23 protein-coding genes are annotated in these 26,618 nt (G+C 66.8%); 14 read left to right on the top strand and 9 right to left on the bottom strand.

The genetic code is table 11. The annotated features are described in order from the left end of the window. Nucleotides 1-294 precede the first annotated feature (294 nt). The gene (locus PV761_RS21775) at nt 295-792 is read right to left on the bottom strand and encodes a cupin domain-containing protein (protein WP_347899683.1); all 498 of its coding nucleotides are present in this window, start codon (nt 790-792) and stop codon (nt 295-297) included. A gap of 75 nt (nt 793-867) precedes the next feature. Between PV761_RS21775 and PV761_RS21770 the strand changes: the two genes are divergently transcribed. The 3 genes from PV761_RS21770 to PV761_RS21760 all read left to right on the top strand — a co-directional run bounded on the left by PV761_RS21770 (nt 868) and on the right by PV761_RS21760 (nt 4,423). Then, the gene (locus PV761_RS21770) at nt 868-1,482 is read left to right on the top strand and encodes a TetR family transcriptional regulator (RefSeq protein ID WP_347899682.1); all 615 of its coding nucleotides are present in this window, start codon (nt 868-870) and stop codon (nt 1,480-1,482) included. 114 nt (nt 1,483-1,596) lie between these two features. Further along, the gene (gene cobA, locus PV761_RS21765) at nt 1,597-2,853 is read left to right on the top strand and encodes a uroporphyrinogen-III C-methyltransferase (RefSeq protein WP_347899681.1); all 1,257 of its coding nucleotides are present in this window, start codon (nt 1,597-1,599) and stop codon (nt 2,851-2,853) included. A gap of 106 nt (nt 2,854-2,959) precedes the next feature. Beyond that, nucleotides 2,960-4,423, top strand: a complete 1,464-nt coding sequence (locus PV761_RS21760; RefSeq protein ID WP_347899680.1) for an FAD-dependent oxidoreductase — start codon at nt 2,960-2,962, stop codon at nt 4,421-4,423. 95 nt (nt 4,424-4,518) lie between these two features. On the opposite strand, the gene PV761_RS21755 is transcribed toward PV761_RS21760, so the two are convergent. The 6 genes from PV761_RS21755 to PV761_RS21730 all read right to left on the bottom strand — a co-directional run bounded on the left by PV761_RS21755 (nt 4,519) and on the right by PV761_RS21730 (nt 10,393). Continuing rightward, entirely contained in the window at nt 4,519-5,346 is an 828-nt protein-coding gene (locus PV761_RS21755) for a DUF1206 domain-containing protein (RefSeq protein WP_347899679.1), read from the bottom strand. 2 nt (nt 5,347-5,348) lie between these two features. Then, a complete protein-coding gene (locus PV761_RS21750) occupies nt 5,349-5,639 on the bottom strand; it encodes a hypothetical protein (RefSeq protein ID WP_347899678.1) in 291 nt (96 codons plus the stop codon). Nucleotides 5,640-5,712: 73 nt separating this feature from the next. Next, the gene (locus PV761_RS21745) at nt 5,713-6,864 is read right to left on the bottom strand and encodes an AI-2E family transporter (protein ID WP_347899677.1); all 1,152 of its coding nucleotides are present in this window, start codon (nt 6,862-6,864) and stop codon (nt 5,713-5,715) included. A 103-nt stretch (nt 6,865-6,967) separates the two neighbouring features. Further along, nucleotides 6,968-7,648 carry a FadR/GntR family transcriptional regulator gene (locus tag PV761_RS21740; protein WP_347899676.1) on the bottom strand — a complete coding sequence of 227 codons (681 nt, stop codon included), beginning with the start codon at nt 7,646-7,648 and terminating at the stop codon, nt 6,968-6,970. Further along, nucleotides 7,645-8,877, bottom strand: a complete 1,233-nt coding sequence (locus PV761_RS21735) for an MFS transporter (RefSeq protein ID WP_347899675.1) — start codon at nt 8,875-8,877, stop codon at nt 7,645-7,647. The genes PV761_RS21740 and PV761_RS21735 overlap by 4 nt, the downstream gene beginning before the upstream one ends. 73 nt (nt 8,878-8,950) lie before the next feature. After that, a complete protein-coding gene (locus PV761_RS21730; protein ID WP_347899674.1) occupies nt 8,951-10,393 on the bottom strand; it encodes a PucR family transcriptional regulator ligand-binding domain-containing protein in 1,443 nt (480 codons plus the stop codon). A 167-nt stretch (nt 10,394-10,560) separates the two neighbouring features. Between PV761_RS21730 and PV761_RS21725 the strand changes: the two genes are divergently transcribed. The 3 genes from PV761_RS21725 (at nt 10,561) to PV761_RS21715 (ending at nt 14,547) form a co-directional block, all read left to right on the top strand. Beyond that, the gene (locus PV761_RS21725) at nt 10,561-11,991 is read left to right on the top strand and encodes a gamma-aminobutyraldehyde dehydrogenase (protein ID WP_028272773.1); all 1,431 of its coding nucleotides are present in this window, start codon (nt 10,561-10,563) and stop codon (nt 11,989-11,991) included. A gap of 96 nt (nt 11,992-12,087) precedes the next feature. After that, nucleotides 12,088-13,458 carry a 4-aminobutyrate--2-oxoglutarate transaminase gene (gene gabT / locus PV761_RS21720; RefSeq protein WP_028272772.1) on the top strand — a complete coding sequence of 457 codons (1,371 nt, stop codon included), beginning with the start codon at nt 12,088-12,090 and terminating at the stop codon, nt 13,456-13,458. Between the two features lie 219 nt (nt 13,459-13,677). Next, nucleotides 13,678-14,547: a universal stress protein gene (locus PV761_RS21715; RefSeq protein ID WP_028272771.1), complete on the top strand. Its 870-nt coding sequence runs from the start codon at nt 13,678-13,680 to the stop codon at nt 14,545-14,547. 127 nt (nt 14,548-14,674) lie between these two features. Here PV761_RS21715 and rarD read toward each other — a convergent pair whose 3' ends face one another. Beyond that, the gene (rarD, locus tag PV761_RS21710) at nt 14,675-15,733 is read right to left on the bottom strand and encodes an EamA family transporter RarD (RefSeq protein ID WP_347899673.1); all 1,059 of its coding nucleotides are present in this window, start codon (nt 15,731-15,733) and stop codon (nt 14,675-14,677) included. 132 nt (nt 15,734-15,865) lie between these two features. Here rarD and PV761_RS21705 point away from each other — a divergent pair, with 132 nt between their 5' ends. The 8 genes from PV761_RS21705 to PV761_RS21670 all read left to right on the top strand — a co-directional run bounded on the left by PV761_RS21705 (nt 15,866) and on the right by PV761_RS21670 (nt 25,683). Continuing rightward, entirely contained in the window at nt 15,866-16,876 is a 1,011-nt protein-coding gene (locus PV761_RS21705; RefSeq protein ID WP_347899672.1) for a DNA topoisomerase IB, read from the top strand. Between the two features lie 68 nt (nt 16,877-16,944). Next, entirely contained in the window at nt 16,945-18,411 is a 1,467-nt protein-coding gene (locus PV761_RS21700; RefSeq protein WP_028272768.1) for an FAD-dependent oxidoreductase, read from the top strand. A gap of 137 nt (nt 18,412-18,548) precedes the next feature. Further along, a complete protein-coding gene (locus PV761_RS21695) occupies nt 18,549-19,952 on the top strand; it encodes a GAF domain-containing protein (RefSeq protein WP_347899671.1) in 1,404 nt (467 codons plus the stop codon). Between the two features lie 126 nt (nt 19,953-20,078). Then, the gene (locus tag PV761_RS21690) at nt 20,079-21,602 is read left to right on the top strand and encodes an aldehyde dehydrogenase family protein (protein WP_028272766.1); all 1,524 of its coding nucleotides are present in this window, start codon (nt 20,079-20,081) and stop codon (nt 21,600-21,602) included. Nucleotides 21,603-21,739: 137 nt separating this feature from the next. After that, nucleotides 21,740-22,762 carry an alcohol dehydrogenase AdhP gene (adhP, locus tag PV761_RS21685; RefSeq protein ID WP_028272765.1) on the top strand — a complete coding sequence of 341 codons (1,023 nt, stop codon included), beginning with the start codon at nt 21,740-21,742 and terminating at the stop codon, nt 22,760-22,762. Next, the gene (locus PV761_RS21680; protein WP_347899670.1) at nt 22,762-23,169 is read left to right on the top strand and encodes a DUF779 domain-containing protein; all 408 of its coding nucleotides are present in this window, start codon (nt 22,762-22,764) and stop codon (nt 23,167-23,169) included. Before adhP ends, PV761_RS21680 begins: the two co-directional genes overlap by 1 nt. Before the next feature lie 265 nt (nt 23,170-23,434). Next, entirely contained in the window at nt 23,435-25,015 is a 1,581-nt protein-coding gene (locus tag PV761_RS21675) for an amino acid permease (RefSeq protein ID WP_347899669.1), read from the top strand. A 62-nt stretch (nt 25,016-25,077) separates the two neighbouring features. Next, entirely contained in the window at nt 25,078-25,683 is a 606-nt protein-coding gene (locus PV761_RS21670; protein ID WP_347899668.1) for a TetR/AcrR family transcriptional regulator, read from the top strand. Between the two features lie 56 nt (nt 25,684-25,739). Here the strand turns inward: PV761_RS21670 and PV761_RS21665 are convergent, their stop codons facing one another. Further along, nucleotides 25,740-26,375: a DUF2461 domain-containing protein gene (locus PV761_RS21665; RefSeq protein WP_347899667.1), complete on the bottom strand. Its 636-nt coding sequence runs from the start codon at nt 26,373-26,375 to the stop codon at nt 25,740-25,742. Nucleotides 26,376-26,618 lie beyond the last annotated feature (243 nt).

Here is a 26,618-nt window from a genome sequence, read left to right as displayed (position 1 = left end):
ATAAGACCAGTCTTAACCACCAGGCCCACCAGTCCAGTCGACGCGCCCACCCACGACTAATTCAGCAGACTCCTAGGGCCGCGCCTTAGGCCGCCCGAACAAAACCAAAGAGCAGAGCCCGACGGCGAGTCCCGCCGTCGGGCTCTGCTGTTATGTCTGGATGAGGTGCCCCGGCGGCCCAAATGGGGCACTTCGACACGGACACGCCGCGGATTGAGCCACCGTGCGGCCATATTATCTGCAAAGTGCCCCACGACGGCGCGTCGTCGACCACGACGGCGAGGCTCCGGAAGCCTACGCTCCGGGAAACGGCGGCGGCCCGATGATCTCAATGCCGCCGTTCACACGCCCGGATTCGCGGATCCGGTCAAAGTCCACCACCCGCGCACCGTCGTCATCAGCGCCAATCGGCTCGCTGGCGCCAAAGTAGAAGGCCTGGGCGCCGCCAGGTGTGTGCAGGCAGAGCACGCGGGTCCCCTCCTGGGTGACTTTGAACGCATGCGGTACACCCCTCGGCGCGATGGTCACCCCGCCGGCTGCGACCCGGTGCTCGGCGCCGTCCATGTTCATCAGGATCTCGCCGGCCAGGATATACATCGTCTCGTCCGAGTCGGGATGGGTATGGAGCGGCGTGACCTTGTTGAGGGCCATTTCATCCTCGAAGAGCAGGAACGCGCCGGCCGTGTCTTCTTCCGTGGCTTTCCAGGTCTGCACCCCGCCGCCGAAGAACCAGCGGCGGGCTCCCTCGCCGGGTTGCAGTACTAAAGCGGATGCAACTTTCTTCGTCTCCATGGTGGTCGCCTCGATGCTGGTCGGAAGACTTATGGGACTTTTGTCCCATAACAAGACTGGGGTACCATAAATGACATGTCAAGACCCTATGCCGACGTCGGGCGCACCGGTCAGAAGCGCCGCACCCTTGACGCCCTGGTGGCCGCGGCGCGCCAACTCGTCGCGTCCGGTGCCGCGCCAACGGTGGACGAGGCTGCGCTTCTGGCCGGTGTCGCCCGCAGCACCGCGTACCGGTACTTCCCGGGCCAACGGGAGCTGCTGGCTGCGGCCCATCCGGAGACCGCGCGGGCATCGATGCTGCCAGATAATCCGCCGGAGGATGTGGCCGAGCGCCTGGATGCCGTGGTGCGTGAGTTCACCGGAATGATCATCGAAACCGAGGCGCAGCAGCGGACCATGCTGCGGCTCTCGCTGGAACCTGCGGACGGCCGGGAGCGGGGCCTTCCGCTGCGCCAGGGCCGCGCCATCGGCTGGATCACCGAGGCGCTTGCCCCGTTGCAGCCCGAGCTGTCCGACGCAGAGATCCGCCGGCTGGTTCTGGCGATCCGCAGTGCCACCGGGATCGAGTCGCTGGTGTGGCTGACAGATGTGGGCGGCCTCAGCAGGGAAGCTGCCGTTGCGTCGATGCGGTGGACGGCCAACGCCCTGCTGAACCAGGCACTGACGCAGGGACCGCCGTCCGCAGGCTGAGGAGGCGCCGCACGCCGACTGGGCGCCACAAGCAATGTGACGCAGCGTTACCTTACGTGAACTGGTGTTTCCGCGCCGTTGTTCCGGTATATGACACGGCCCTACCGTTGATCCATGGCAATTCAGGACATTTACCCCACGGCACTGCGCCTGCTGGGCCGCCCGGTACTGGTGGTGGGCGGCGGGCCGGTGGCCACGCGCCGCGCCAAAGGGCTGCTCGACGCCGGTGCCCGGGTGACTGTGGTTGCCCCCGTTGCCTCCGCGGGACTTGAGGAACTGGCCGACGCCGGCCTCCTCATCTGGGAGCAGCGCCCCTACCGTACGTCCGACGTCGACGGCGCCTGGTTCGTGCAGACCGCCACCGGCGATTCCGCCGTGGACGCCCAGGTCTCGGCCGACGCCGAAGCGCAGCGCGTCTGGTGCGTCAACGCCTCCGACCACGAAGCCTCCGCCGCCTGGACCCCCGCCGTCGCCGTGGTGGACGACGTGCAGATCGCCGTGAACGCCGGGGGAGACCCGCGCCGCGCCATGGCCCTGCGCGACGCCGTCGCCACCGCACTGGAAACCGGCGACCTTCCGCTCCGCCGCCAGCGGGCCCACCGGGGAAGCGTGGCCCTTGTGGGCGGCGGCCCTGGCGATACCGGGCTCATCACCGTCCGCGGCCGCCGGCTCCTGGGCCAGGCGGACGTCGTGGTGGCGGACCGCCTCGGACCCCGCGACCTCCTGAACGAACTCGCCCCCGACGTCCGCGTCATCGAGGTGGGCAAGACCCCCGGCCACCATCCCGTGCCGCAGGCCGGGATCAACCGGATCCTCGTGGACGAGGCACTCCAAGGCCACCGCGTGGTCCGGCTCAAGGGCGGAGACCCCTACGTTTTGGGCCGCGGCGGCGAGGAAGCAGAATTCTGCCGACAGCACGACGTCGAGGTTGAGGTGGTCTCCGGCGTGACCTCGGCGATCTCCGTTCCCGCAGCTGCCGGCATTCCCGTGACGCACCGCGGCCTGGCCAAGGGCTTCAGCGTGGTCACCGGCCACGAGGAACTCTCCGAGGTCCCGGCCCGGGCAGACCACACCATCGTGCTGCTCATGGGAGTGGGCCAGCTCCGCGAATCCGCCGCCGCCCTGGTGGGTGCCGGTTTGCCTCAGGACACTCCAGTTGGCATCGTTGAGAATGGCTATTTGCCCAACCAGCGCGTGACCATCGGCACTGTCGGTTCCATCGCTGACCAGGCCGAGGCCGCCGGCGTCGCGAATCCCGCGGTGATCGTGATCGGTGACGTTGTCCGCGTCAGCCCGTTCGCGCCGTCGCACTTCAAGACTGCCGACTACAGCACCATCACCCCGAACCGTCCCCGTGTACTGACCAAGTAGCCCCGTAGCCCCTTCCCAACTAAGTAGCAGTAGGTGTCCTTTTGAGCCCTCAAAACGACATCTGCTGCGACCTAGTTGGGCCGTGACAGAAAAAAGGAACACAGCCGTGTCAAATAGCACCACCGTAGGTTCTGCCGCCCGCCCGCTTCGGGTCGCCGTCGTGGGTTCCGGCCCCGCCGGCGTGTACGCCGCCGACATCCTCACCAAGAGCGAAGCCGTCAAGAGCGGCGAGCTGACCGTGAGCATCGACCTCTTTGACCGCTACCCGGCGCCCTATGGCCTGATCCGCTACGGTGTGGCCCCCGACCACCCGCGCATCAAGGGCATCGTCAACGCCCTGCACAAGGTCCTGGACCGCGGCGACATCCGCTTCTTCGGCAACGTGGACTACGGCACGGACCTCTCCATCGAGGACCTCCGCACCCACTACGACGCCGTCATCTTCGCGACCGGCGCCATCAAGGATGCGGACCTGAACATCCCGGGCATCGAACTTGAGGGCTCCTACGGCGGCGCCGACTTCGTGTCCTGGTATGACGGCCACCCCGACGTGTCCCGCGAATGGCCGCTGGACGCCAAGGAAATCGCTGTGATCGGCAACGGCAACGTGGCACTGGACGTGGCCCGCATGCTCTCCAAGCACGCAGACGACCTCCTGGTCTCCGAAATCCCGGACAACGTCTACGCCGGCCTGAAGTCCTCTCCGGTCACGGACGTGCACGTCTTCGGCCGCCGCGGCCCGGCCCAGGTGAAGTTCACCCCGCTGGAACTGCGCGAGCTGGCCCACTCCAAGGACGTGGACATCATCCTCTACCCGGAGGACTTCGAGTTCGACGAGGAATCCGACCGCCAGGTCCAGAGCAACAACCAGACCAAGACCATGGTGGGCACCCTCACCAACTGGATCGCCGAGCAGCCGGAAGAGCTCTCCGAGCTCAAGGCCTCCCGCCGCCTGCACCTGCACTTCCTGCACAGCCCGGTCGAAATCTACGACTCCGCGGAAAACCCGGGCCAGGTTGCCGGCATGAAGTTCGAGCGCACCGAGCTGGACGGCACGGGCAATGCCCGCGGCACCGGCGAGTTCGTGGACTACCCGGTCCAGGCCGTTTACCGTGCCATCGGCTACTTCGGTTCAGCCCTGCCGGAGGTCGAGTTCGACCACAAGAAGGGTGTTGTACCGAACGACGGCGGCCGCGTGCTGGACGCTGCCGGCACCCACGTGCCGGGCGTCTACGCCACCGGCTGGATCAAGCGCGGCCCGGTGGGCCTCATCGGCCACACCAAGGGCGACGCCCTCGAAACCGTGACCTACCTGTTGGAAGACCGCGCGAACCTGCCGCTGGCAGCCGCACCGGCTCCGGAAGCCGTCGTCGAACTGCTGGAAAACCGCGGCGTGCAGTACACCAGCTGGGAAGGCTGGCTGGCACTGGACGCGCACGAGCGGGCCCTCGGCGAAAAGGCCACCGAGACCGGATCGCACGGCGTCGAGATTGCCCGCGAGCGGGTCAAGGTTGTGCCGCGCGAGGACATGGTGTCCATCTCCCGCGACGGAGTAGCCGCGCAGGTCTAGCGCTTTCGCCAGTACGCCCAATCGTTAGCGCGAACCGGCAGCAGATGACCGCAAACCACGGGTTTGGCGTCATCAGCTGCCGGTTCGCGCTATTTTTACATCCGCCCGAACCGGGCCCGGAGCAATGCAAACAGCCCGTAGCTGATAAGGCCGGCGGCAATGGCCATCAGGAGGAACGGCCCCGCAGGATGGTCCCGGAGCGCCTTGAGGCTGCCGTCCAGACCGGTGGAGTCGCCCGGCCGGTTGGTCGCGGCCGCCACCACGAACAGCATGCCCGCGAGGATCAGGGCGATGCCCTTGGCCACGTGGCCGGCCACGCCCAGTGCACTGATCATGCGTCCGCGCCGGGTGCCCTCGAAGTGATGCAGTTCCTCCTTGAACTGTTTCCGGACGCCCTTGACGATGAAATAGATTCCGACGCCGGTGACCGTCAGGCCCAGCGCGATGAGGGCCGGCACGCCGACGGGTCCCTGGACCAGGGCGGTGCTGAAGTCCCTGGTGGAATCGCCCGAGTCGCCGCGCAGGCCGACCGCGAACCCTGCAAACGTGAGCCCCACACTGCCGTAGGCCACCGCGAGGAAACCGGAGGAGACGAGTTTGCCGATCCGCTGGCCTGCCGGCAGGTGGCGGGCGCGCAGGGTGGCTTCGCTGAGCTGCCACAGCGCCAGGCCCGCACAGCCGATCAGCCCGGCCCACATCACGCCGGGGCCCCACGGATTCGCGGCGAGCTGTTCGATGGCTCCCGTCGGCTCGGCCTGCCCCGGCTGGCCCAGCGCCAAGGCGATGGCGATGGCCCCGATCACGATGTGGAGCAGGGCCATCACGGCAAACCCGGAACGTGCGACGACGTCCAGCACCTTGGTGTTGGACGCCGCCTCGGCCGCGTTGGCGGCTTCTCCGAGGGCCGTATCGTCATCAGGCATCGCTAGCCGTTCATGGGGCCTTCGGCGTGGATTTTTTCGGCGCCCGGGCCGGTGAGTTTCACGGTGCAGCGGACGATGAGCCGGTCCGGTGCCGTGTGAACGTCCGCGAGGGTTTCGGCCGGGTTGATGACCGCGTAGCTTTCGGTGCCTTCCTCGACGCCGAAACCCCGCGACTTGGCGTCCTGGCTGGCGTTGGCGAGAGCTTCGCGGCGCAGTTCGTCAACGTACGACTCGTCGCCGGACCGTGCCGGGTCGCCGAAGGCCCAGCCAAAGAGAGTTCCGGTTCCGTTCATGGTGCTGATTTTACGCATGCCCCACCCTACCAAGATATTGATAAGGGTGCTTACTATCAGTCGGCGGGTATTGCTAGGACCGGCTGGCGTCCGCGGCAGCAAGGTCGGGGTCTGCGGGTTCCTCGGCCGCTGCTGAGCCTGCCGGTTCCGATTCCCTGGCGTCAGTGGTCCAGACCTGGACGATCGCCCAGATCACGGCTGCCAGCGGGACGGACAGTACGGCGCCGATGATGCCGGCGAGGATGGTCCCTGCCGTCAAAGCCAGCAGGATGACCAGGGCGTGCAGCTGCAGCGACTTGCCCATCACGACGGGCTGAAGCAGGTTGCCCTCGAGCTGGTTGACGGCGATCACCACGATCACCACGATCAGCGCCACCACGGGTCCGTTGGCTACGAGTGCCACAAGCGCCGCGAGGATGCCTGCCACGGTGGCTCCCACGATCGGAACGAAAGCGCCGATGAAAACAATGATGGCCAGCGGGATGGCCAGCGGGACGCCCAGGACCAGCAGTGCCGTGCCGATGGCCACCGTGTCCACCAGGGCCACGATGGCTGTCCCGCGCACATAATCGCCCAGAACCTGAATGGTGCGTGCGCCCGATCGGCGCAGCTTGGCCTCGCGGGCGCCGGTGTAAGGCCGCAGGAAGAAGTTCCAGATGGCGGCCCCGTCCTTGAGGAAGAAGAAAAGGATCACCACCATGAGGCTGGCCCCGGCGAGGAACTCGGTGATGACGGACAGTCCGGTAATGGCTCCGGAGCGGACCTGGCTGCTGGCGGCGAATTCCACGATGGCGGCCCGTGCCTGTTCAATCTGTTCGCCGTCCACGGGGATGGGGCCGTTGAGCAGGAACGACTGCAGTTCGTCCAGGCCTGACGACGCCTGGCTTGCAAGGTCCGCCCACTGGCTGCGGATGGAGGCGACAATCACGGTGGTGACACCGGCCAGCACGGCGAGCAAGCCCACGAAGGCCACTGCAGTGGCCGCGGAGGCCGGCAGGCCCCGGCGCTTCAGGAGGTTGACGAACGGCATGATGGCGGCCGCCAGGATCAGGGCGATCAGCACGGGAATGACCAGGAGCCGGATCTGCAGCAGAGCGAAGACGGACACCACCACAACAGTGAGGATCAGCAGGATCTGGGCCGAGCGTACGCCCACCCTGCCCAGGCCGTCTGTCCAGGGGTCCGGGCGTTTGCCGTCCACCGTGATGTCGACTGATCTGGCCAAGGGGTACTCCAATTCGTCAGCGTGCAGGAACGGGACGCCCGGACCGGCTGCGGCCGGGATAGGAACTCCCCAAATAGCTAAGCCTACTGAGTTACGGCTCCGGCTACACGCCGAGCCACTCGGCGCAGGAGTTCAGGTTCCGGTTGACGCTGTCCACGGCAGCCGCTTCGTTGTGCGCCTCGATGGCATCCACCAGCTCGCCGTGCCCTTCGTCGGGGAGCCCGTTGAAGCCGCTGCGGCGCTGCTGCCGAAGCAGGTCGGCATGGAACACGCCGCCGAAGCTGACGTACAGCTCATGCAGCAGCGGATTCCCCGTAGCCTGCGCCACCAGCACATGGAAGTCCCAGTCGGCGCGGGCCCAGACGGGGTAGTCCTCAGCGTTCCAGGCGTCGCGCCGCTCCGCCAGCAGCGCCTTCATGGCAGCGATGTGTTCGGGTTGTGCGTTGCGGGCGGCCAGGCGGGCCGCCTGGGTGTCCAGCCCCACCCGGACTTCGAGGATGTGCTCCTGGGTGTGGTCCTTGTACATGCGCTGGGCCGCGCCGGAGATCTCGCTGGTGGCCCGGACGTAGGTGCCGTCGCCGCGGCGGACCTCCAGCATGCCGCTGTGGGCCAGCGCCTTGATGGCCTCGCGGAGCGTGCCCCGGGACACGCCCAGCCGGGCCATCAGCTCCGGCTCTGCGGGGATCTTCTGCTGCAGCTGCCATTCGCCGGAATGGATCATCCCGCGGAGCTTGTCCGTGATTTCGTCTGCCAGTACAGGCCGGGGTGAGGCGGTGAGGGTCATGGCTTGGTCCTTGCCGTCAGGAGGTGCCCCACCACGATCTGGGTCAGGGCGATGGCCAGCAGCAGGATCAGCGGCACGGTCCAGCCGCCCGTCGCGCTGTGCAGCAGGCCCATGCCGAACGGGCCCGCTGTGGCCAGCAGGTACCCCACGGACTGCGCCAGCGTGGACATGGCGGTGGTTTCCGCCGTCGACCGGCCGCTCCGGCTGATCATCACCATGACCAGCGGGAAGATGCCCAGGCCGAACCCCAGCAGCGCGGCGGGAACGGCGGCAAGCGCTGCGGGCAGCAGCATCAGGGCGGTAATGCCCAGGAGCATGGTGACACTTGCCAGGTAGAAGGCCGGGCGGAGCATCCGCGGGCGGGAGCCGATGGCCAGGAGCACCATGCCCGCCGGCACGGAGACCAGCTGCATCAGCCCGTACATCAGGCCGCTGTCCGTCGCGGTGAGCCCGGTGGTGGTGAGCATGTACGGGAACCAGCTCAGCACTGCATAGGCGAGCAGTGCCTGGAGCGTGAAGATGGCGGTGAGCAGCGCGCCTTTACGGGTCCGGATCAGCGGCCACGGGGAGATGCTGGCGCCTTGGCCGGGGGTGGCGTTCCGGTGCGCGTGGAGTGCCACCGGGAGGAAGCCGAGGAAGGCGGCCACGGAGAGGAGCCCGATGGAGCCAAGCCCCGCCGATGCCGATCCCAGGAGCTGGGCCACCGGGACCACCATCACGGCTGTGGCCGTGGCGCCCGTGGTCATGGTGACCGTGTAGAGGGCCGTCATGAGGGAGGTGCGGTCCGCGTAGTGCTCGCGGATGAAGGACGGCATGGCCACATTGCAGACGGCGAGCCCGGACATCCCCACGACGGTTCCGGCCAGCAGCATGCCCGTGGACGGGATGCCGCGGACCAGGAGCCCGGCGGCCAGCATTCCCAGGGCCAGCAGGATGGCTTTTTCCACGCCCATCCGGCGCGTCAGCCAGGATGTGGCCGCACCCGCCACCGCAAAGCACAGCGTGGGAACGGAGGGGATGACGGCGGCAACGAACGCACCGTAGCCCAGGACTTCCTGGAGGTCGTGGAGCAGGGCCGAGGCCCCGGTGATCCCGGCGCGGAGGTTGAGTCCGATCAGCACAAAGGCAATGATTCCGAAGACGACGACGGCGCGGGGCCGGGCTGCCTTTGCCCGCTCGGCAGGTGGGGTGTCAGTTCCGGGCGGTGCCGCCGTCGTCGTGGTTGCCATACTTAAACATTAGACGTTAGACGTTTGATGTTTGTAAAGATGTGGCAAACATCTCCGGACGGCTGGACGGCGCCTAACGCTGCTGGCGCTGGTTCAGCCGCTGCACCGCCAGGGCCAGCCAGAGCTGCACACGGTCCTGGGTCTGGGCGGGGTCATAGCCGGTCAGCTCGGTGATCTGCGCCAGCCGGTACCGCACGGTGTTGCGGTGCAGCGTCAGCTCTTCGGCGACGGCAGCCACCGAGCCGTTGTTGTTCAGGTAGCTTTCCAGCGTGGCCATCAGCTCGGCGCCATGCAGGGCGTCGAAGTTCCGGAGCGGGTTGAGGGACTCGTTCGCCATGTCCGCCAGCGGCACATCCTCGCTGGCCAGGAGCAGCGACGTGAGGCTGAGGCGCTCGGGCTCGTTGACGGGCAGGCCGTGGCTGGCCGCGTCGCGCGCCTCGAAGTAGCTCCAGCGCACCCCGTTGGGTTTGGTGTAGGCGCCGCCAATGCCGATCGTGGCGTGGATGCCGGCCTCGGCCAGGTGGTCGCTGAGGTTCCTGGCCAGGGCGGCCGCCCCGCTGCCGTCGTCCTGGACAACGACGATCAGGTCCTTCCCGACGACGGCGGTCACGCCGTGCTCCAGCGGCCGCGGCATCGAGGAACTCACCAGCTGCTTGGGATGCGCCGCGGACTCGGCAAGGATAACCACGCTTTTGCGGGTGCTGTTGATGCCGATGCCGGCAAGCCGCCGGGCCGCCTCACTGGACTCCAGGGTCCCGTGGATCACGTCCTCCAGGACCTGGCCGGACAGCGCCCGCTGCGCTTGCCGCTGCTTGACCATGTTGTTCAACTCGACGCTGATGAGGTTCTGGGCATAACCCACGATGCCGGAGTCCTCGAACGGCTGCCGGACCCAGAGGGTGCACGCGTCACGCCGGCCGGTGGGGATGGGGTAGGAGGCCCACGTATCGGCCGTGGGGGCGGGGTTGCCGGCAACGCTGTTGTACAGCTGGGCGGTGAACTGGGTCAGGATAATGTCCGTGCGCAGCATGGAGCCAAGATTCTTGAGGAGCTCGGAGAGGCCGCCGCCGGTCAGCAGGGCGCGGGCCAGGATCTGGTGTCCCGCGATGAGCCGTTCCAGCTTCGCGTAGTGGTCCGCGGACTGGGCATCCGCCACCAGCTTGGTGATCGCAATGAACGGCGTCTCGTACGGGACTTCCACCACGGGAAGGCCCCAGCGGTTGGCCTCGGCAATCAGCGCCGGCGGAACGGCGTCGTGCGTCAGACCGATCCCGAAGCCGATCCCCACTGCGCCCGCCCGCTGCACCTGCCGCACAAAGCGGCGCTGGTCCGGGGCGGACTTCAGTCGCATCCCGGTGGTGAGGACCAGTTCGCCGCCGTTGAGGAAGCGCTGCGGGTCCTCCTGCTCGGTGACGGCAACCCAGTGGATGTCCTGGTGCCACGTCGTCTCGGCGAGGCCGGATTTGACGAGCTTGAGCGACTGGACGCCCAGCAGGGCGGCGAGGGAAATTGCCATGGATTCAGGATAACTGCGCCCTGGGCAACCGCACTAAAGGATTCGGCGGATGGTGTGCAGGTGGCTATTCCCTGCGTAGTGGCCCTGGCATAGGCTCAGGAGCAGTCGCAACACTGGGCCGGTGGCAGAACCGGTTACAGAAACCAGCATGAAAGAGGTTGAACACCGTGGTCCAAACCTTGCAGAACTTCATCAATGGCGAGTTCGTCACGCCCGCCGGCACCGGTCTGCTGGACATCGTGAATCCCACCAACGGTGAGGTGGTGGCGAAATCGCCCATCTCCGTGCAGGCCGACGTCGATGCCGCCATGACCGCTGCCAAGGATGCCTTCAAGACCTGGAAGCACGTCACCCCGGCACAGCGCCAGCTGATGCTGCTCAAGCTTGCGGACGCCGTCGAGGCCAACAGCGATGAACTCGTCGAAGCCCAGCACCGGAACACCGGCCAGGTCCGTTCGCTGATCGCCTCCGAGGAAGTGGCCGCCGGTGCCGACCAGCTGCGCTTCTTCGCCGGCGCCGCCCGCATCCTCGAAGGCAAGTCGGCCGGCGAGTACTTCGAGGGCCACACCTCCTACGTGCGCCGCGAGCCCATCGGCGTGGTGGCCCAGGTTGCCCCCTGGAACTACCCGTTCCTGATGGCCATCTGGAAGATCGGCCCCGCGCTCGCCGCCGGCAACACCGTGGTGCTCAAGCCCTCGGACACCACTCCCGAGTCCACCCTGGTCCTCGCCCGCCTCGCCGGGGAGATCTTCCCGGCCGGCGTCCTCAACGTGGTGCTTGGCACCGGCGAAACCGGCGCCATGATGGTGGAGCACAAGGTCCCCGGCCTTGTCTCCATCACCGGCTCCGTCCGGGCCGGCATCGCCGTGGCCTCCGGTGCCGCCAAGGGACTCAAGCGCGCCCACCTGGAGCTCGGCGGCAAGGCCCCGGCCATCGTCTTCAAGGACGCCGACATCAAGAAGAGCGCCGCGGCCATCGCCGAGTTCGCGTTCTTCAACGCCGGCCAGGACTGCACCGCCATCACCCGCGTTCTGGTGGAAGACTCCGTTCACGACGACGTCGTGGCAGCCATGGTGGAACACACCAAGACCCTGCACACCGGCTCGCAGAACGACGAGGACAACTACTTCGGCCCGCTCAACAACGTGAACCACTTCAACGCCGTGACGTCGGTGGTGGAGCACCTGCCGGCGAACTGCAATATTGTCACCGGCGGCCACCGGGCGGGGGACAAGGGCTTCTTCTTCGAGCCCACCATCATCACCGGCGCCAAGCAGACCGACGACATTGTCCAGAAGGAAACCTTCGGGCCGGTCATCACCGTGCAGAAGTTCAGCACCGAGGCCGAAGCCGTGGAGCTGGCGAACGACGTCGACTACGCCCTGGCCTCCAGCGTCTGGACCACCGACCACGGCACGGCCATGCGCGTCAGCCGCGACCTGGATTTCGGCGCGGTGTGGATCAACACCCACATCCTGCTGACCGCTGAAATGCCGCACGGCGGCTTCAAGCAGTCCGGCTACGGCAAGGACCTCTCCATGTACGGCGTCGAGGACTACACGCGCATCAAGCACGTGATGTCTGCGCTCGACGCATAACTCAGACGCATAATCCCCACCGGCACCCTAACCTCGCTTCGCTTCGGCCAGGGAACCCGGCCGGCGTGGCCCCACCCAGTCCAGAAAGGCATTCCCATGACTGCAACCGCCCATGACCTCACCTTCCGTCTCGAGCAGAAACGCCGCGTCCAGGCCGACTTCCCGGGCCCCAAGTCCGTCGCCCTGACCGAACGCCGGAAGGCCGTTGTGGCAGCCGGCGTCGCCTCCAGCGTCCCCGTCTTCGTGGCGGACGCCGACGGCGGAATCATCCACGACGTCGACGGCAACTCGTTCATCGACCTCGGCTCGGGCATCGCGGTGACCAGCGTCGGCGCGTCCGATCCCGCCGTCGTCGGCGCCGTGAAGGAAGCCGTGGAGCACTTCACCCACACCTGCTTCATGGTCACCCCGTACGAAGGCTATGTGGCCGTCGCCGAGCAGCTGAACCGCCTCACCCCCGGCGACCACGAGAAGCGCACGGTACTGTTCAACTCCGGTGCCGAAGCAGTGGAAAACGCCGTCAAGGTGGCCCGCCTCGCCACCGGACGTGACGCCGTCGTCGCCTTTGACCACGCATACCACGGCCGCACCAACCTGACCATGGCCCTGACCGCCAAGGCCATGCCGTACAAGACCAACTTCGGCCCGTTCGCGCCCGAGGTCTACCGCATGCCCATGAGCTACCCGTTCCGCGAGGAAAACCCCTCGATCACCGGTGCAGAGGCCGCCAAGCGCGCCATCACCATGATCGAGAAGCAGATCGGCGGCGAGTCCGTGGCTGCGATCATCATCGAACCGATCCAGGGCGAGGGCGGCTTCATCGTCCCGGCCGACGGCTTCCTGCCGGCACTGGCCGCCTGGGCCAAGGACAAGGGCATCGTCTTCATTGCCGACGAAGTCCAGTCCGGTTTCTGCCGCACGGGCGAATGGTTCGCCGTGAACCACGAGGGTGTTGTCCCGGACATCATCACCATGGCCAAGGGCATCGCCGGCGGCATGCCGCTCTCCGCGATCACCGGCCGGGCAGACCTGCTCGACGCCGTCCACCCGGGCGGCCTCGGCGGCACCTACGGCGGCAACCCGGTGGCCTGCGCCGCGGCCCTCGCGTCGATCGGCTCCATGGAGGAATACGACCTCAACGGCCGTGCCAAGCACATTGAGGAACTGGCCACCGGCCGCCTCCGCGAACTGCAGGCTGAGCTTGCCGGTTCGGAGAAGTCCGTGATCGGCGACATCCGCGGCCGCGGCGCCATGCTGGCCATCGAGCTCGTGCAGGCCGGCTCCAAGGAACCCAACCCGGAGCTGACCAAGGCCGTTGCAGCCGCCTGCCTCAAGGAAGGCGTCATCATCCTCACCTGCGGCACGTACGGCAACGTCATCCGGCTGCTGCCCCCGCTGGTCATCGGCGACGAGCTGCTGCTGGACGGCCTCGAGGTGCTGGCCGCCGCCATCAAGGCGCACGCCTAGCCACTGATGGCGCACGCCCAGCCGCTGTCATGACAGCCGGAGAGCCGCGGACCGATGGTCCGCGGCTCTCCGTGTTTTCCGGTGGAAAATGTCCCCCCTCATTGGTGCCCGTGTGGGCTAGAGTCAGCAGTACCACTGCAGGAACGCAGACCGGCCGACGTCGCCCGGGAACCCCGGGCGAGGCTGGATTCTGCCCCAGACCCAAAGAGGGGTTCACCCATGCGATACGTAGTTGGCTACACACCAAACGAACGCGGCGCGGATGCCGTTGCCCTGGCCACCGCGTTGGCCCGGGCGCAGGGCGCGCAGCTGGATCTGGTCTTTGTAGTGGACAAAGGGCTGCATGTTGCCCAGGACGTGGCGAGCGGGCATGTCCTCGCCAACGAGAAGTCCGTGCAGGACGCACAGCGCGAAGGACTCAGCCTGGTCCCGGATGACGTCCCCGTGGAGTTCCATGCGCGGCACGCGGACTCGTTCGCTGCGGGACTGATCGAGGCCGCCGTTGACCACGACGCCGCGCTGATCGTCGTGGGGGCGGCGAGCAACGGCCTGTTCAAGCGCCACACCGTGGGCAGCGTGGCCAACGGACTCCTGCATGCTTCGCCCGTGCCCGTCGCGCTGGCTCCGCGCGGCTACCGCCGGACGGAGGCGATCACCCGGCTGACCCTCGCCGTCGGCCAGCGTGCCGGCGCGGAAGCGGCGATCGACGTCGCCATCGGGGCGGCCGGACGCCGGAGCGTGCCGCTGCGGATGGTCTCCCTGGTGGAGCTCGACGCCGAAGGGGACCCGGGCGAAGTGGTCAACGCGGCTCACATCCACGCGAACACCGTGCTCACCGAAGCGTCGCGCCGCCTGCCTGAGGGGCACCACGTCACGGTGGAAGTGGCGCACGGCCGCACCATCGAGGAGTGCATCGACGACCTTGAATGGGACGACGGCGAGATCCTGATTGTGGGGTCCTCGCGCCTGGCGGAGAAGAACAAGCTGTTCATTGGCAGCACGGCCAACAAGGTGCTCCGCGCGTTGCCCGTGCCCATGGTGGTCATCCCGCGCGAGTACGAGCGGGTGGACACGGCAATGGCGCCCTGACCCGCCGCAGCACGTCCAGCGCGAACGGGCATTTGCGGCCTCGAAGCAGAGCGCGAACGGGCAGATAATGCCCTCAAAAAGCGAAAAACAGGGCATTATCTGCCCGCTCGCGCTGAGGACGCGGGGCTTAAGTGTCCGCTCGCGCTTCCCGCAGCGCACGCTTCCGGGCCACGGAGTTCCGGCGCGTCGCGGCAAGCATGTCCACGGTCAGCACCAGCAGAGCCAGCCACACCACGCCGAAGCCGATCCAGCGGTCCAGGGTCATGGCCTCCTTGAACACCACCAGGGCAACGATGAACTGGAGCACGGGCGCGAAGTACTGCAGCAGCCCGATGGTGGTCATGGGCAGGCGGCGGGCGGACGCTCCGAAGAACAGCAGCGGCACGGCCGTGATCACGCCCGAGGAAACCAGCAGCCAGAAGTGGGTGGAGCCCTGGGTTCCGAGTGTGTTGGTGCCGCTGACGGCAAGGAAGATCATCGTAGCGGCCGCCAGGGGTGTGAGCACCACCGTCTCCATCGTCAGGCTGGTCACTGCGTCAGCCTTGGGACCGATCCGTTTCTTCACGAAGCCGTAGAGCCCGAAGCTCACCGCCAGCGTCAGCGCGATCCACGGGAGTTTGCCGTACGAAAACGTCAGGACCACCACAGCAATGAAACCGATGCCGACGGCGGCCCACTGGAGCGGACGCAGCTTTTCCTTCAGCACGAACACGCCCAGCAGGACGGAGACGAGGGGGTTGATGAAGTAGCCCAGGGCAGCCTCCACGGCCTGGCCGGTGGTCACGCCGTACGTATACGTCAGCCAGTTCACCGCGATGAGGGCTGCGGCGATGGACAACGTGCCGAAAATGGCACGGTCACGGAAGGCCGCCGCCAGGACGCCCCAGGAACGGGTAACCGTCACCAGCAGCGTGCAGAACACCAGCGACCACACCACCCGGTTTGCCACGATTTCCACTGCACCGGCGGGCTGCAGCACGAAGAAGTACAGGGGCAGCAGCCCCCAGAGTCCGTACGCGCCGATCCCGAAGAGGACATCCGCCGTCGTATCCTTGTCCACTGCCTTAAGCGCGACGCCGGGGCGTGGCGGCTGTCCGCCGGACGCGCCGTGGGACGCGGCACCGGAAACAGGGCGGCCCGGTGCGGTCATGGCAGTGGGGGTGGCGGTTCCGTCGGGTGTAGGCACACGATCAATAACACCACCTGCGCCGGCGGTATTCCGCCAACACGGTGCCGATCCTCCGGGAACGGTATCCCCGGGTCTTGCGGTACTCAGTACGCTTACCACTATGAACTCGCATCCTGAACAGGCCCCCCGGTGAGGCTCCGCCACAGCAACGCCTCGGGGAGGGGCTACCGGCGGCTGGCCGCGGGCACCGGCTTCACGTACCGCGACCTGGACGGTTCCACCCTGCCCCCGGGTCCTGTCCGGGAGCGGCTGGAGAGCATCGGCATTCCGCCGGCCTGGACCGACGTGTGGATTGCGCCCTACGACAACGGCCACATCCAGGCCACCGGACTGGACGCCGTGGGCCGCCGGCAGTACATCTACCACCCGGCCTGGCGTGAAAAGAAGGACCGGCTCAAGTTCGACCGTGCCCTTCAGCTCGCCGAATCCCTGCCGGGCGCGCGCAGGCTGGTCACCATGGACCTCCGCGGCGAGGGATTCTCCCGCGAACGGGTCCTGGCGGGTGCCTTCCGGATGCTGGACAGCGGATCGCTGCGGGTCGGATCGGAACGGTACACCAACGAGAACGGCAGCCACGGCCTGGCCACCCTGCTGTGCGCCCACGTGAAAGTGAAGCAGGAGGCCCTCCGGCTCAGCTTCCCCGCCAAGAGCGGCAAAACCTGGGACTCGGAAATCGACGACGCCGACCTCGCCGCCCTTGTCCGTTCGCTCAAGCGCCGCGGTGGTAACGCCAGGCTCCTGGCGTACAAGAACGGACGCAGCTGGCATCCCGTGGGCAGTGCGGAGATCAACGACTACGTGAAGGAACGCACCGGCGCCGACTTCACGGCCAAGGATTTCCGCACCCTCCGGGGCACGGTGGCGGCAGCCGTCAGCCTCGCCCGGTCCGGGCCGCAGGCGACGGTGGCCGCGAAGAAACGGGCCATCAGCCTGGCGATGCAGGACGCTGCGGCGGTGCTGGGGAACACGCCGTCGATCGCCCGGAAAAGCTATGTGGATCCCCGGCTGCTGGATCATTTTTCCGCGGGGGAGACCATCGACCCGCACCGGACGGGCTCGGCCGAATCCGAACTGCGCGCCCTGCTGTACCGGGAGGGCGACGTCGTATCCCTCAATAACTCCCCGAGGAAAGCGGGCTGACCACTTAGAATGGGGGAATTGTGCGCTAAGTGACCTGGCGCAGTCTCTCAGTTCTGGAAGGGCTCCCGGTGTCCAATTCGGCCGAAACCACCCCCAAACGTCCACTCCGCGTCGCGATCGTCGGCGCCGGACCGGCCGGCGTCTACGCTGCGGACATCCTGACCAAGTCCAACGAGGTCAAGGACGGCGACTTTGAAGTCAGTATCGACCTCTTCGAGGCCTACCCTGCGCCGTACGGCCTGATCCGCTATGGCGTGGCTCCGGACCACCCGCGCATCAAGGGCATCGTCAACGCCCTGCACAAAGTCCTGGACCGCGGCGACATCCGCTTCCTCGGCAACGTGACCTACGGCCGCGACCTGAAACTCCATGATTTCCGTGCCTTCTACGACGCCGTGATTTTCTCCACGGGCGCCATCAAGGACGCGGACCTGAACATTCCCGGCGTCGAACTCGAGGGCTCCTACGGCGGCGCCGACTTCGTTTCCTGGTACGACGGCCACCCCGACGTTTCCCGTGACTGGCCGCTGGACGCCAAGGAAATCGCCGTGATCGGCAACGGCAACGTTGCCCTGGACGTGGCCCGCATGCTGGTGAAGCACGCCGACGAGCTGCTGTCCACGGAAATCCCGGACAACGTCTACCGGACGCTGAAGAACTCCCCGGTCACGGACGTGCACGTCTTCGGCCGCCGCGGCCCGGCCCAGGTGAAGTTCACCCCGCTGGAACTGCGTGAACTGAGCCACGCCAAGGACGTGGACATCGTGCTGTACCCCGAGGACTTTGAGTTCGACGAAGCCTCCGAGGAAGCCATCCGCACCAACAACCAGACCAAGACCATGGTGAACACCATGACCAACTGGCTGGTCGAAGAGCACGCCGAAGCCGAAGTCCCCTCCTCCCGCCGGCTTCACCTGCACTTCCTGCACAGCCCGGTCGAAATCTACAGCGGCGAACCGTCCGCCGCTGGCAACAGTGCTGCCGCCGGCAAGGTTGCGGGCATCAAGTTTGAGCGGATGCAGCTGGACGGCACAGGCAACGTCAAAGGCACCGGGGAGTACATCGACTACCCCGTCCAGGCTGTCTACCGGGCCATCGGGTACCACGGATCGCCGCTTGACGAACTCGAATACGACGCCAAGGCAGGCGTCATCCCCAACGAGGGCGGCCGGGTCCTCGACCGGGACGGCAATCCCGTCCCGGGGATCTACGCCACCGGCTGGATCAAGCGCGGTCCGGTCGGCCTCATCGGGCACACGAAGGGCGATGCCCTGGAGACCATCGGCTGCCTGCTCGAGGACCGGCTGACCCTGCCGCCGGCGCAGAACCCGGATCCGCACGCCATCATCGCCCTGCTCGAGGAGCGCGGTGTGGAGTACACCACCTGGGAAGGCTGGAACAGGCTCGACGCGCACGAAGTAGCCCTCGGGAAGGCGTGGACGGAAGCGGAAGCGGATACCGGCGTCGTGCGTGAACGGGTGAAGGTTGTGCCGCGCGAGGAAATGATCCGCATCTCCCGCAGCGCCGGGGACTGACCCCGCTCCTGGAGGGCGCACTGACCGGTGTCCACTGACCGGTGGCGGCGCCGCCGGGCGGGAACTAGACTGTCCGGACCAAGCCACTTCGGCATGCCGTCACGCCTGGCACACTGTTGTGCCGGCAGGGGAGTCCAATGAGGAAAACAATGCAGCCGGCCGTCCCCGGCAGCGCGGACAGCCGCGACGCTGCGGCACTGCTCCAGCGGCATGCCCTCGCGGGCCACGAGCTGCTGGCCGGACCCGGCCCGCTCAGTGCCGGCACCTCGGGCCAGGCCAATAACGGTCGTGTGCCCGGACTGCGCAGCCTCGTGGAGGAATCCTGGCAGCGCTCAGTCCAGTTCCGGGCGAATCCGGACAACCCGGAAGCGCCGCTGGCCATGGACCGGGAAGAGCTGGACGAATACCGCAGCCAGCATCCCCTGGCCACCATCATGCCCGTCATCCATAAGCTCCTGGTCCTGCCCAGCCACGACAGCGGACTGCTGATCGCCGTGGGTGACGACGTGGGCCGGCTCCTCTGGGTGGAGGGCGACGCCGTGACGCAGCGCCGGGCCGAAGGCATGATGTTCGTGGCCGGCGCCGACTGGTCCGAGGCCAGCGTGGGAACCAGCGCTCCCGGCACAGCCCTGGCCCTGGGCCGCAGCATCCAGATTTCCGGTGCGGAACACTACAAGCGCTCCGTCCACCCCTGGAGCTGCACGGCTGTGCCGTTCCACGATCCCGATTCCGGCGCCCTGCTGGGGGTGGTGGACATTACCGGCACCGAATCCGCCGTCGCACCACACACACTCTCACTGGTGGAAGCCACCGTTGCCGCGGCCCAGGCCCAGCTGCGCGTGGAGAGGCTCCAGCTGGCGGCCGCGCGCCAGGCGGCACCGGCCCGACGGCGGTCCGCGGCTTCCGCCGGGCGGACGGCGTCCGCTGCCGGCACCGGCAGCCTCTACCGCAACAGCCTCCAGATCCTGGGCCGGGACCAGGCACTGCTCAGCATCGAGGGCCGCACCGTGGCGCTCTCGGCCCGGCACAGCGAAATCCTGGCGCTTCTCAGCGTCCACCCGGACGGTCTCAGCGCGGAGGAACTCTGCACGCTGCTCTATCCGGGCGAAGGCTCCTCCATGACGCTCCGGCCCGAGATGGTGCGCCTGCGCAAGGTCCTCCAACAGCTCAGCCCGGAGGCCGTCCCCGGCTCCCGCCCCTACCGGCTGCCGATGGACCTGATGCCGGACTCCGGCCAGGTCCTCAACTGCCTGCAGCGCGGGGCCCACCGCATCGCCCTGGAGATCTACCGCGGCGCCGTGCTGCCCCGCTCGGAAGCGCCGGGCATCGTCGACCTCAGGGACCGCGTCTCCTCGCTGCTGCGCGAAGCGGTGCTCACCGACGGCAGCGCCGATGCGCTGCTGAAGTACGCGGAACTGCCGGAAGCCAAGAACGACGTCGGCGTCCGCACAGCCGCGCTGCGGCTCCTTCCGCCGCGCTCGCCCAAGCGGGCCGCCGTCGTCGCCGATCTTGAACGGCTGGAAATCGAACTGAGCGCCTAACCTCCCGCAACGTGAGCCGGGTCACTTAGGTTGCAACCTGACTGCAACCTCCCCGCTCCTACGCTGAATGCAACGGCGGCCGCCAGCACTGGCCGCCAATCATCTTGCACAGCAAAGGAGCTAGCAATGACTGTCTACGCACAGCCCGGTACCGAGGGTTCGAAGGTCACGTTCAAGGACCGCTACGAGAACTGGATCGGCGGCGAGTGGGTTGCCCCCGTCAAGGGCCAGTACTTCGAGAACATCACCCCGGTCACCGGCAAGGCATTCTGCGAGGTGGCCCGCGGCACGGCCGAGGACATCGAACTGGCACTGGACGCCGCACACAAGATCGCACCCTCCTGGGGCAAGACGTCCGTTGCGGAGCGCGCGGCGATCCTGAACAAGATCGCGGACCGCATCGACGAAAACCTCGAGATGCTCGCCGTCGCCGAATCCTGGGACAACGGCAAGCCGATCCGCGAAACGCTCAATGCGGACATTCCGCTGGCCGCAGACCACTTCCGCTACTTCGCCTCCGCCGTCCGCGCCCAGGAAGGCCGCCTGTCCCAGCTCGACGACGACACCACCGCGTACCACTACCACGAGCCGCTCGGCGTCGTGGGCCAGATCATCCCGTGGAACTTCCCGATCCTGATGGCCGTCTGGAAGCTCGCCCCGGCACTCGCCGCCGGCAACGCCGTGGTCCTCAAGCCGGCCGAGCAGACGCCGTCGTCCATCCTCGTCCTGATGGAGCTCATCAGCGACATCCTGCCCGCAGGCGTCGTCAACGTGGTCAACGGCTTCGGCGTCGAAGCCGGAAAGCCGCTCGCCTCCAGCCCGCGGATCCGCAAGATCGCCTTCACCGGTGAAACCACCACCGGCCGGCTGATCAGCCAGTACGCGTCCCAGAACCTGATCCCGGTCACCCTGGAACTGGGCGGCAAGAGCCCCAACATCTTCTTCAACGACGTTGCCGAGAACAACGATGCGTTCTACGACAAGGCGCAGGAGGGCTTCGCCCTGTTTGCCTTCAACCAGGGCGAAGTCTGCACCTGCCCGTCCCGCGCCCTGGTCCAGGAGGACATCTACGACTCCTTCATGGCCGACGCCGTGGCACGGGTGGAGAAGATGATCCAGGGCAACCCGCTGGACACCGAAACCCAGGTGGGCGCCCAGGCCTCCAACGACCAGCTGGAGAAGATCCTCTCCTACATCGACATCGGAAAGCAGGAGGGCGCGAAGGTGCTCACCGGCGGCGGCCGCGCTGAATTGCCCGGCGACCTGGCCGGCGGCTTCTACGTCCAGCCCACCGTCTTCGAAGGCCACAACAAAATGCGGATCTTCCAGGAGGAGATCTTCGGCCCGGTGGTTTCCGTGACACGCTTCAGCGACTACAACGACGCCATGGGCATCGCCAACGACACCCTGTACGGCCTCGGCGCCGGCGTCTGGTCCCGCAACGGCAACGTGGCCTACCGCGCCGGCCGCGAGATCCAGGCCGGCCGCGTTTGGGTCAACAACTACCACGCCTACCCGGCTGGCGCCGCGTTCGGCGGCTACAAGTCCTCCGGCATCGGACGTGAGAACCACTCCATGATGCTGGACCACTACCAGCAGACCAAGAACCTGCTGGTCAGCTACAACGAAAACAAGCTCGGCTTCTTCTAGGCCGCACCAAGCCCGGGCGGGGACGGATTGCACGCATCCGTTCCCGCCCGCACCACCTGGACACCCCTCAGGAAGGCAGCAACACCCCTACAGCCCGACCCCTAAAGCAACGCTTTAACGACGCAAGGATTTCGCCAATGACGACGACAATGCAAGCAGCCGTAGTGACAGAATTCGGAAAAGACCTCCAGATCCAGGACATCCCCGTCCCCACCCCGGGCCGCGGACAGGCGCTGGTCAAGGTCATCACCACGGGCGTGTGCCACACGGACCTGCACGCCGCCGAAGGGGACTGGCCGGTCAAGCCGTCGCCGCCCTTTGTACCGGGCCACGAAGGCGTGGGCGAAGTGGTAGCGCTCGGCGACGGTGTCACCGACCTCGCCGTAGGAGACCTCGTAGGCAACGCCTGGCTCTGGTCCGCCTGCGGCGACTGCCAGTACTGCCGCACCGGCTGGGAAACCCTGTGCGAAGCGCAGAAGAATGCCGGGTACAGCGTGGACGGCTCCTTCGGGCAGTACATGCTGGTGGACAGCCGCTTTGCCGCCCGCATCCCCGCGGGCTCGGACCCGGTGGAGGTCGCCCCGGTGCTTTGTGCCGGCGTCACCGTCTACAAGGGCCTGAAGATGACGGAGGCCAAGCCGGGCCAATGGGTCACCATTTCCGGTATCGGCGGCCTGGGCCACATCGCGGTCCAGTACGCCGTGGCCATGGGCCTGCGGGTTGCCGCAGTGGACATCGCCGACGACAAACTCGCCTTAGCCAAGAAACACGGCGCCGAACTGACCGTCAACGCCCTCCATGAGGACCCGGTGGAAGTCATTCAGCGTGAAACCGGAGGTTGCCATGGAGTCCTGGTCACGGCAGTGCACCCGTCAGCCTTTGGGCAGGCGATCGGGATGGCCCGGCGGGGCGGCACGATCGTGTTCAACGGCCTGCCGCCGGGCGACTTCCCGGCACCGATCTTCGAGATTGTGCTCAAGGGCCTGACCGTCCGGGGCTCGATCGTGGGAACCCGGCAGGACCTCGAGGAAGCCCTGGAGTTCTACGCGCAGGGCAAGATCCACCCCACGGTTTCCACCCGGGACCTTTCCGAAGTCAACGCGGTCCTGGACGAGATGAAGCACGCCAAGATCGACGGCCGTGTGGTGCTGAGGTTCTGATGCCCCATACCAGGCTCGAAGCCGCGGTGACGCTGCCCGGGGAGGACTTCTCCCGGGTGGCGCTCACCGGGGAGGCCGTCCAACTACTCCGGATGTTGTGGGGCCAGCACGGTCCCCTGATGTTCCACCAGTCCGGCGGCTGCTGCGACGGCTCCTCGCCCATGTGCTACCCGGCGGGTGATTTCATCACGGCGGAGGCGGACGTCCTCCTGGGGCTGTTCGACATCGCCGACGGTGTGGAGCCGAAGCCGCTCGAGTTCTGGATGTCCAGGGAGCAGTTCAACTACTGGAGCCACACCCACCTGACAGTGGATGTGGTGCAGGGCCGGGGGAGCGGGTTCTCGGTGGAGGCGCCGGAAGGGAGGCGGTTCCTCATCCGGTCAACACTGATGGACTGGCCGTCCTGAGCGGCCCCGCCCGGTAGCGGCCCCGCCCGAACACGGCGCCGAAACACAGCGCGAACGAACAGTTGCGGCCCCTCTCCCGGGGGGCCGCAACTGTTCGTTCCCGCGTCTCGTTCCCGCGTCGGAATCGCCGGTCCGGACCGCCGAGATCGTCGTTCCGAGCCGTTACGCGCGTCTCACTATCTGGGATAAATGTGACCGTCCACTGGATGGACACTACTCTTGATAAGTCTGTTTCCAGCAAGCTATCGAGATTGTGGACTTTCCTATGAACCTTTTCCGGACGAAATCCATCGAGCAGTCAATTGCCGACGCCGATGAACCCGGACGCAAGCTGAAGCGTTCCCTGAGCACGTGGGACCTCATGATCATGGGCGTCGCCGTCGCCGTTGGTGCCGGGATCTTCTCTGTCGGAGCCAAGGCCGCCGCGAATTTCGCCGGCCCCGCCGTGACAATTTCCTTCGCCATTGCCGCCGTCACGTGTGCGCTGGCCATCATGTGCTACGCCGAGTTTGCCACCGCCATTCCGGTGGCCGGTTCCGCCTACGTCTTCACCTACGCCACCATGGGTGAACTGCTGGCCTGGATCATCGGCTGGAACCTCATCCTGGAACTCTTCACCGCCGGTGCCGTGATCGCCAAGTACTGGGGCATCTACCTCAGCAAGGTCTTCGCGCTCATGGGCGTGGACATTCCGCCCGCCATCTCGCTCGGCGGCATCGACCTTTACTGGGGCGCCTTCCTGATCGTGGCCGTTTTCACCGTCCTGCTGGTGCTGGGGACAAAGCTGTCCGCCCGCGTTGGCAACATCTTCACCCTGATCAAGATCGCCGTCGTGCTGTTCGTCATCGTGGTCGGCTTCACCTACGTGAAGGTCGAGAACTATTCGCCGTTCGTTCCGGCCTCCGAACCCACGGCCGCCTCGGGCACCGCCGACGTACTCAAGCAGTCCTTCTTCGGGTTCCTGACCGGAGCCGTTCCGGCGCAGTACGGCACCCTGGGCATCTTCGCCGGCGCCGCGCTCGTCTTCTTCGCCTTCATCGGATTCGACGTCGTGGCCACCTCGGCCGAAGAGGTCAAGAACCCGCAGAAGACCCTGCCGCGCGGCATCTTCGGCGGCCTGGCGATCGTCACCGTCCTCTACATCCTGGTGTCACTCGCCCTGACCGGAATGGTGTCCTACACGGAGCTGGCCGAGGCCAAGAACCCCACACTGACCACCGCCTTCGAAGCCGTGGGCAACACCGACGCCGCCAAGGTCATCGCGTTCGGCTCCCTGGTGGGCCTCACCACGGTGATCATGGTGCTGCTGATGGGCCTGTCCCGCGTGGTCCTGGCCATGAGCCGCGACGGCCTGCTGCCGCGCTCGCTGTCCAAGACCAGCACCATCCGTGCGACGCCGGTCCGCCTCCAGATCATCTGCGGCGCGGCTGTGGCCGTCGTGGCAGGCCTGACCAACGTGGACCTGCTCGAGGAAATGATCAACATCGGCACGCTGTCCGCCTTTGTGATGGTCAGCCTGGGCATCCTGGTCCTGCGGAAGAAGCGCCCGGACCTGAAGCCGGCCTTCCGCGTCCCGTTCGGTAAGGTCCTCCCGGTGGTTTCCGCGCTGCTGTGCCTCTACCTGATGACCAACCTGGCAGTCGAGACGTGGATCTTCTTCGCCATCTGGCTGGTCATCGGCGTGGCCATCTACTTCTCCTACGGCCAGCGGCACTCCCGGCTGAACGAGAAGTTCGCGGAAGCCAAGGCCGCCGTCAACGGCGCCCCGAAAACCGCCCCCAAGGCCGCTTCGAAGGCCAACCCGGAGGACGAGGACGAGGACGAGGAAGCGCTCACGCGTAACTGATCTCACGCCGTCCCGCGGGCCCCGCGGAAGTCGCTCTGGCCATGACTCCATAAGATGGAGTCATGGCCAGAGCTGTTAAACCCGAGCGCAAGGCGGAGCTGCTGTCCGCCATCCAGGACTACCTGATGGACAAGACCCTGGCCGAGCTCACGTTCCGGAGCCTCGCAGAGGGCCTGGGCATCAGCTCCTACGTTCTGGTCTACCACTTCGGCAACCGGGAACAGCTGGTCAACGAGATCATCCGCTCCATCGAATCCCGGCTGGACAGCATGCGCACCACGGACGTGCGCGACATTGACCGGGACGCCTGGCGGTCCTTCCTGATGGAATCCTGGCAGTGGACCATGGCCCAGCGGAACCGGCATCTGGCAAGGCTGGAGTTCGAGGCCACCGCGCAGGACGTCGTGGCCGCCTCGCCCCGCGGAACAGCGCAGGACCACTTCCGCATGCTCCACGACAAAGCGCGCGACTGGCTGGTGGTGCAGGGAATCCGCCCCGAGTACGCGGACACCGACGCACGCCTCTTCACCTCCACGTTCTACGGACTGCAGTTCGATTTCGTGGTGATGAACCAGCCCGAGGAAGCGACCAAGGCTTTCGAACTGATGGTGGCCGTGTTCTTCTCGAACCTTGAGCACCGCCTGGCCACCGACGGCCAGCACGTCTGACGCCCAAGGGCACGTCTGACGCCCAACGCTCGTCTGACGCCTTAGGAGGTGTGAGTTTAGGGCGCGGCGTGGCGGCCCATCCATTCAACGAGCGGCCTCAGCTCGTCCCAGAGGCGGCCGATTTCCTCAGTGGCCGCAGGCATGGACAGCCAGTCCGGTTCACCCAGCCCTTGGCTGGCGGACAGCGACTTGTGTTTGAGGAGCTCCGCCCGGGGATGGTCGCGCGGGAAGCCCCTGGGCACGGTCTTGAGCCGTTCCCCTTCCACAGTGAAGCCGGCCTCGGCAACCCGGCGGACGATCTGCTCCAAGGATTCGCCCGTTCCGGTGGCGTCCACGGAATTCCGGAAACGGGCAAGCTGGGCCGGTGAGCTCGAATGGCAGCCGCCGCCCACCAGGAGCCCGTCGGCGCTGATCTGCACGTAGTAGCCCACCCCCTCCTGGAACGATGCGAGGGCGCCCTGGGCCGTCTTGTACGGCGACTTGTCCGGGGAGAACCGGACGTCCCGGTTGGGCCGGAAAATCTTCGCGGGCCCGAACCTCGGCTCCAGCTTGGCCAACAGGGCAGTCAGCGGTTCCCGGACGAGCGTTTCGTAGCTGGGCTTGTGCGCCAGCCACCACTCCCGGTTGTTGTTCTGCTCAAGTTCGGCGTAAAAGCCGAAAGCAGCGGCGGGGATACCGGCGAATGTGTTCATGTAGGGAGCCTAGGGTGGCGTCGCCTGCCGGGCCAGTGGCCCGGGTCCCGTATGTGGAAAACGGCATGCGGACGCAGAACACCCCGCCGCGGATGGTCCGCAGCGGGGTGTTCAGGTGAATCGCAGTCAGCGGCACCGGGGGCGCCGCAGGACAACGAGGTTACAGCTTGTTAGCTGCCTCTGCGTCGGATTCCGTCTGGCCGGCGCCGAGGTTGGCGCGGAGTTTGGCGCCGAGGTCGGCGT

It is taken from the genome of Arthrobacter sp. CC3 (assembly GCF_039907775.1).
Lineage (GTDB): Bacteria > Actinomycetota > Actinomycetes > Actinomycetales > Micrococcaceae > Arthrobacter.
Note: the sequence above shows the minus strand (reverse complement) of the source record. Positions and strands in the feature narration are given on the sequence as shown.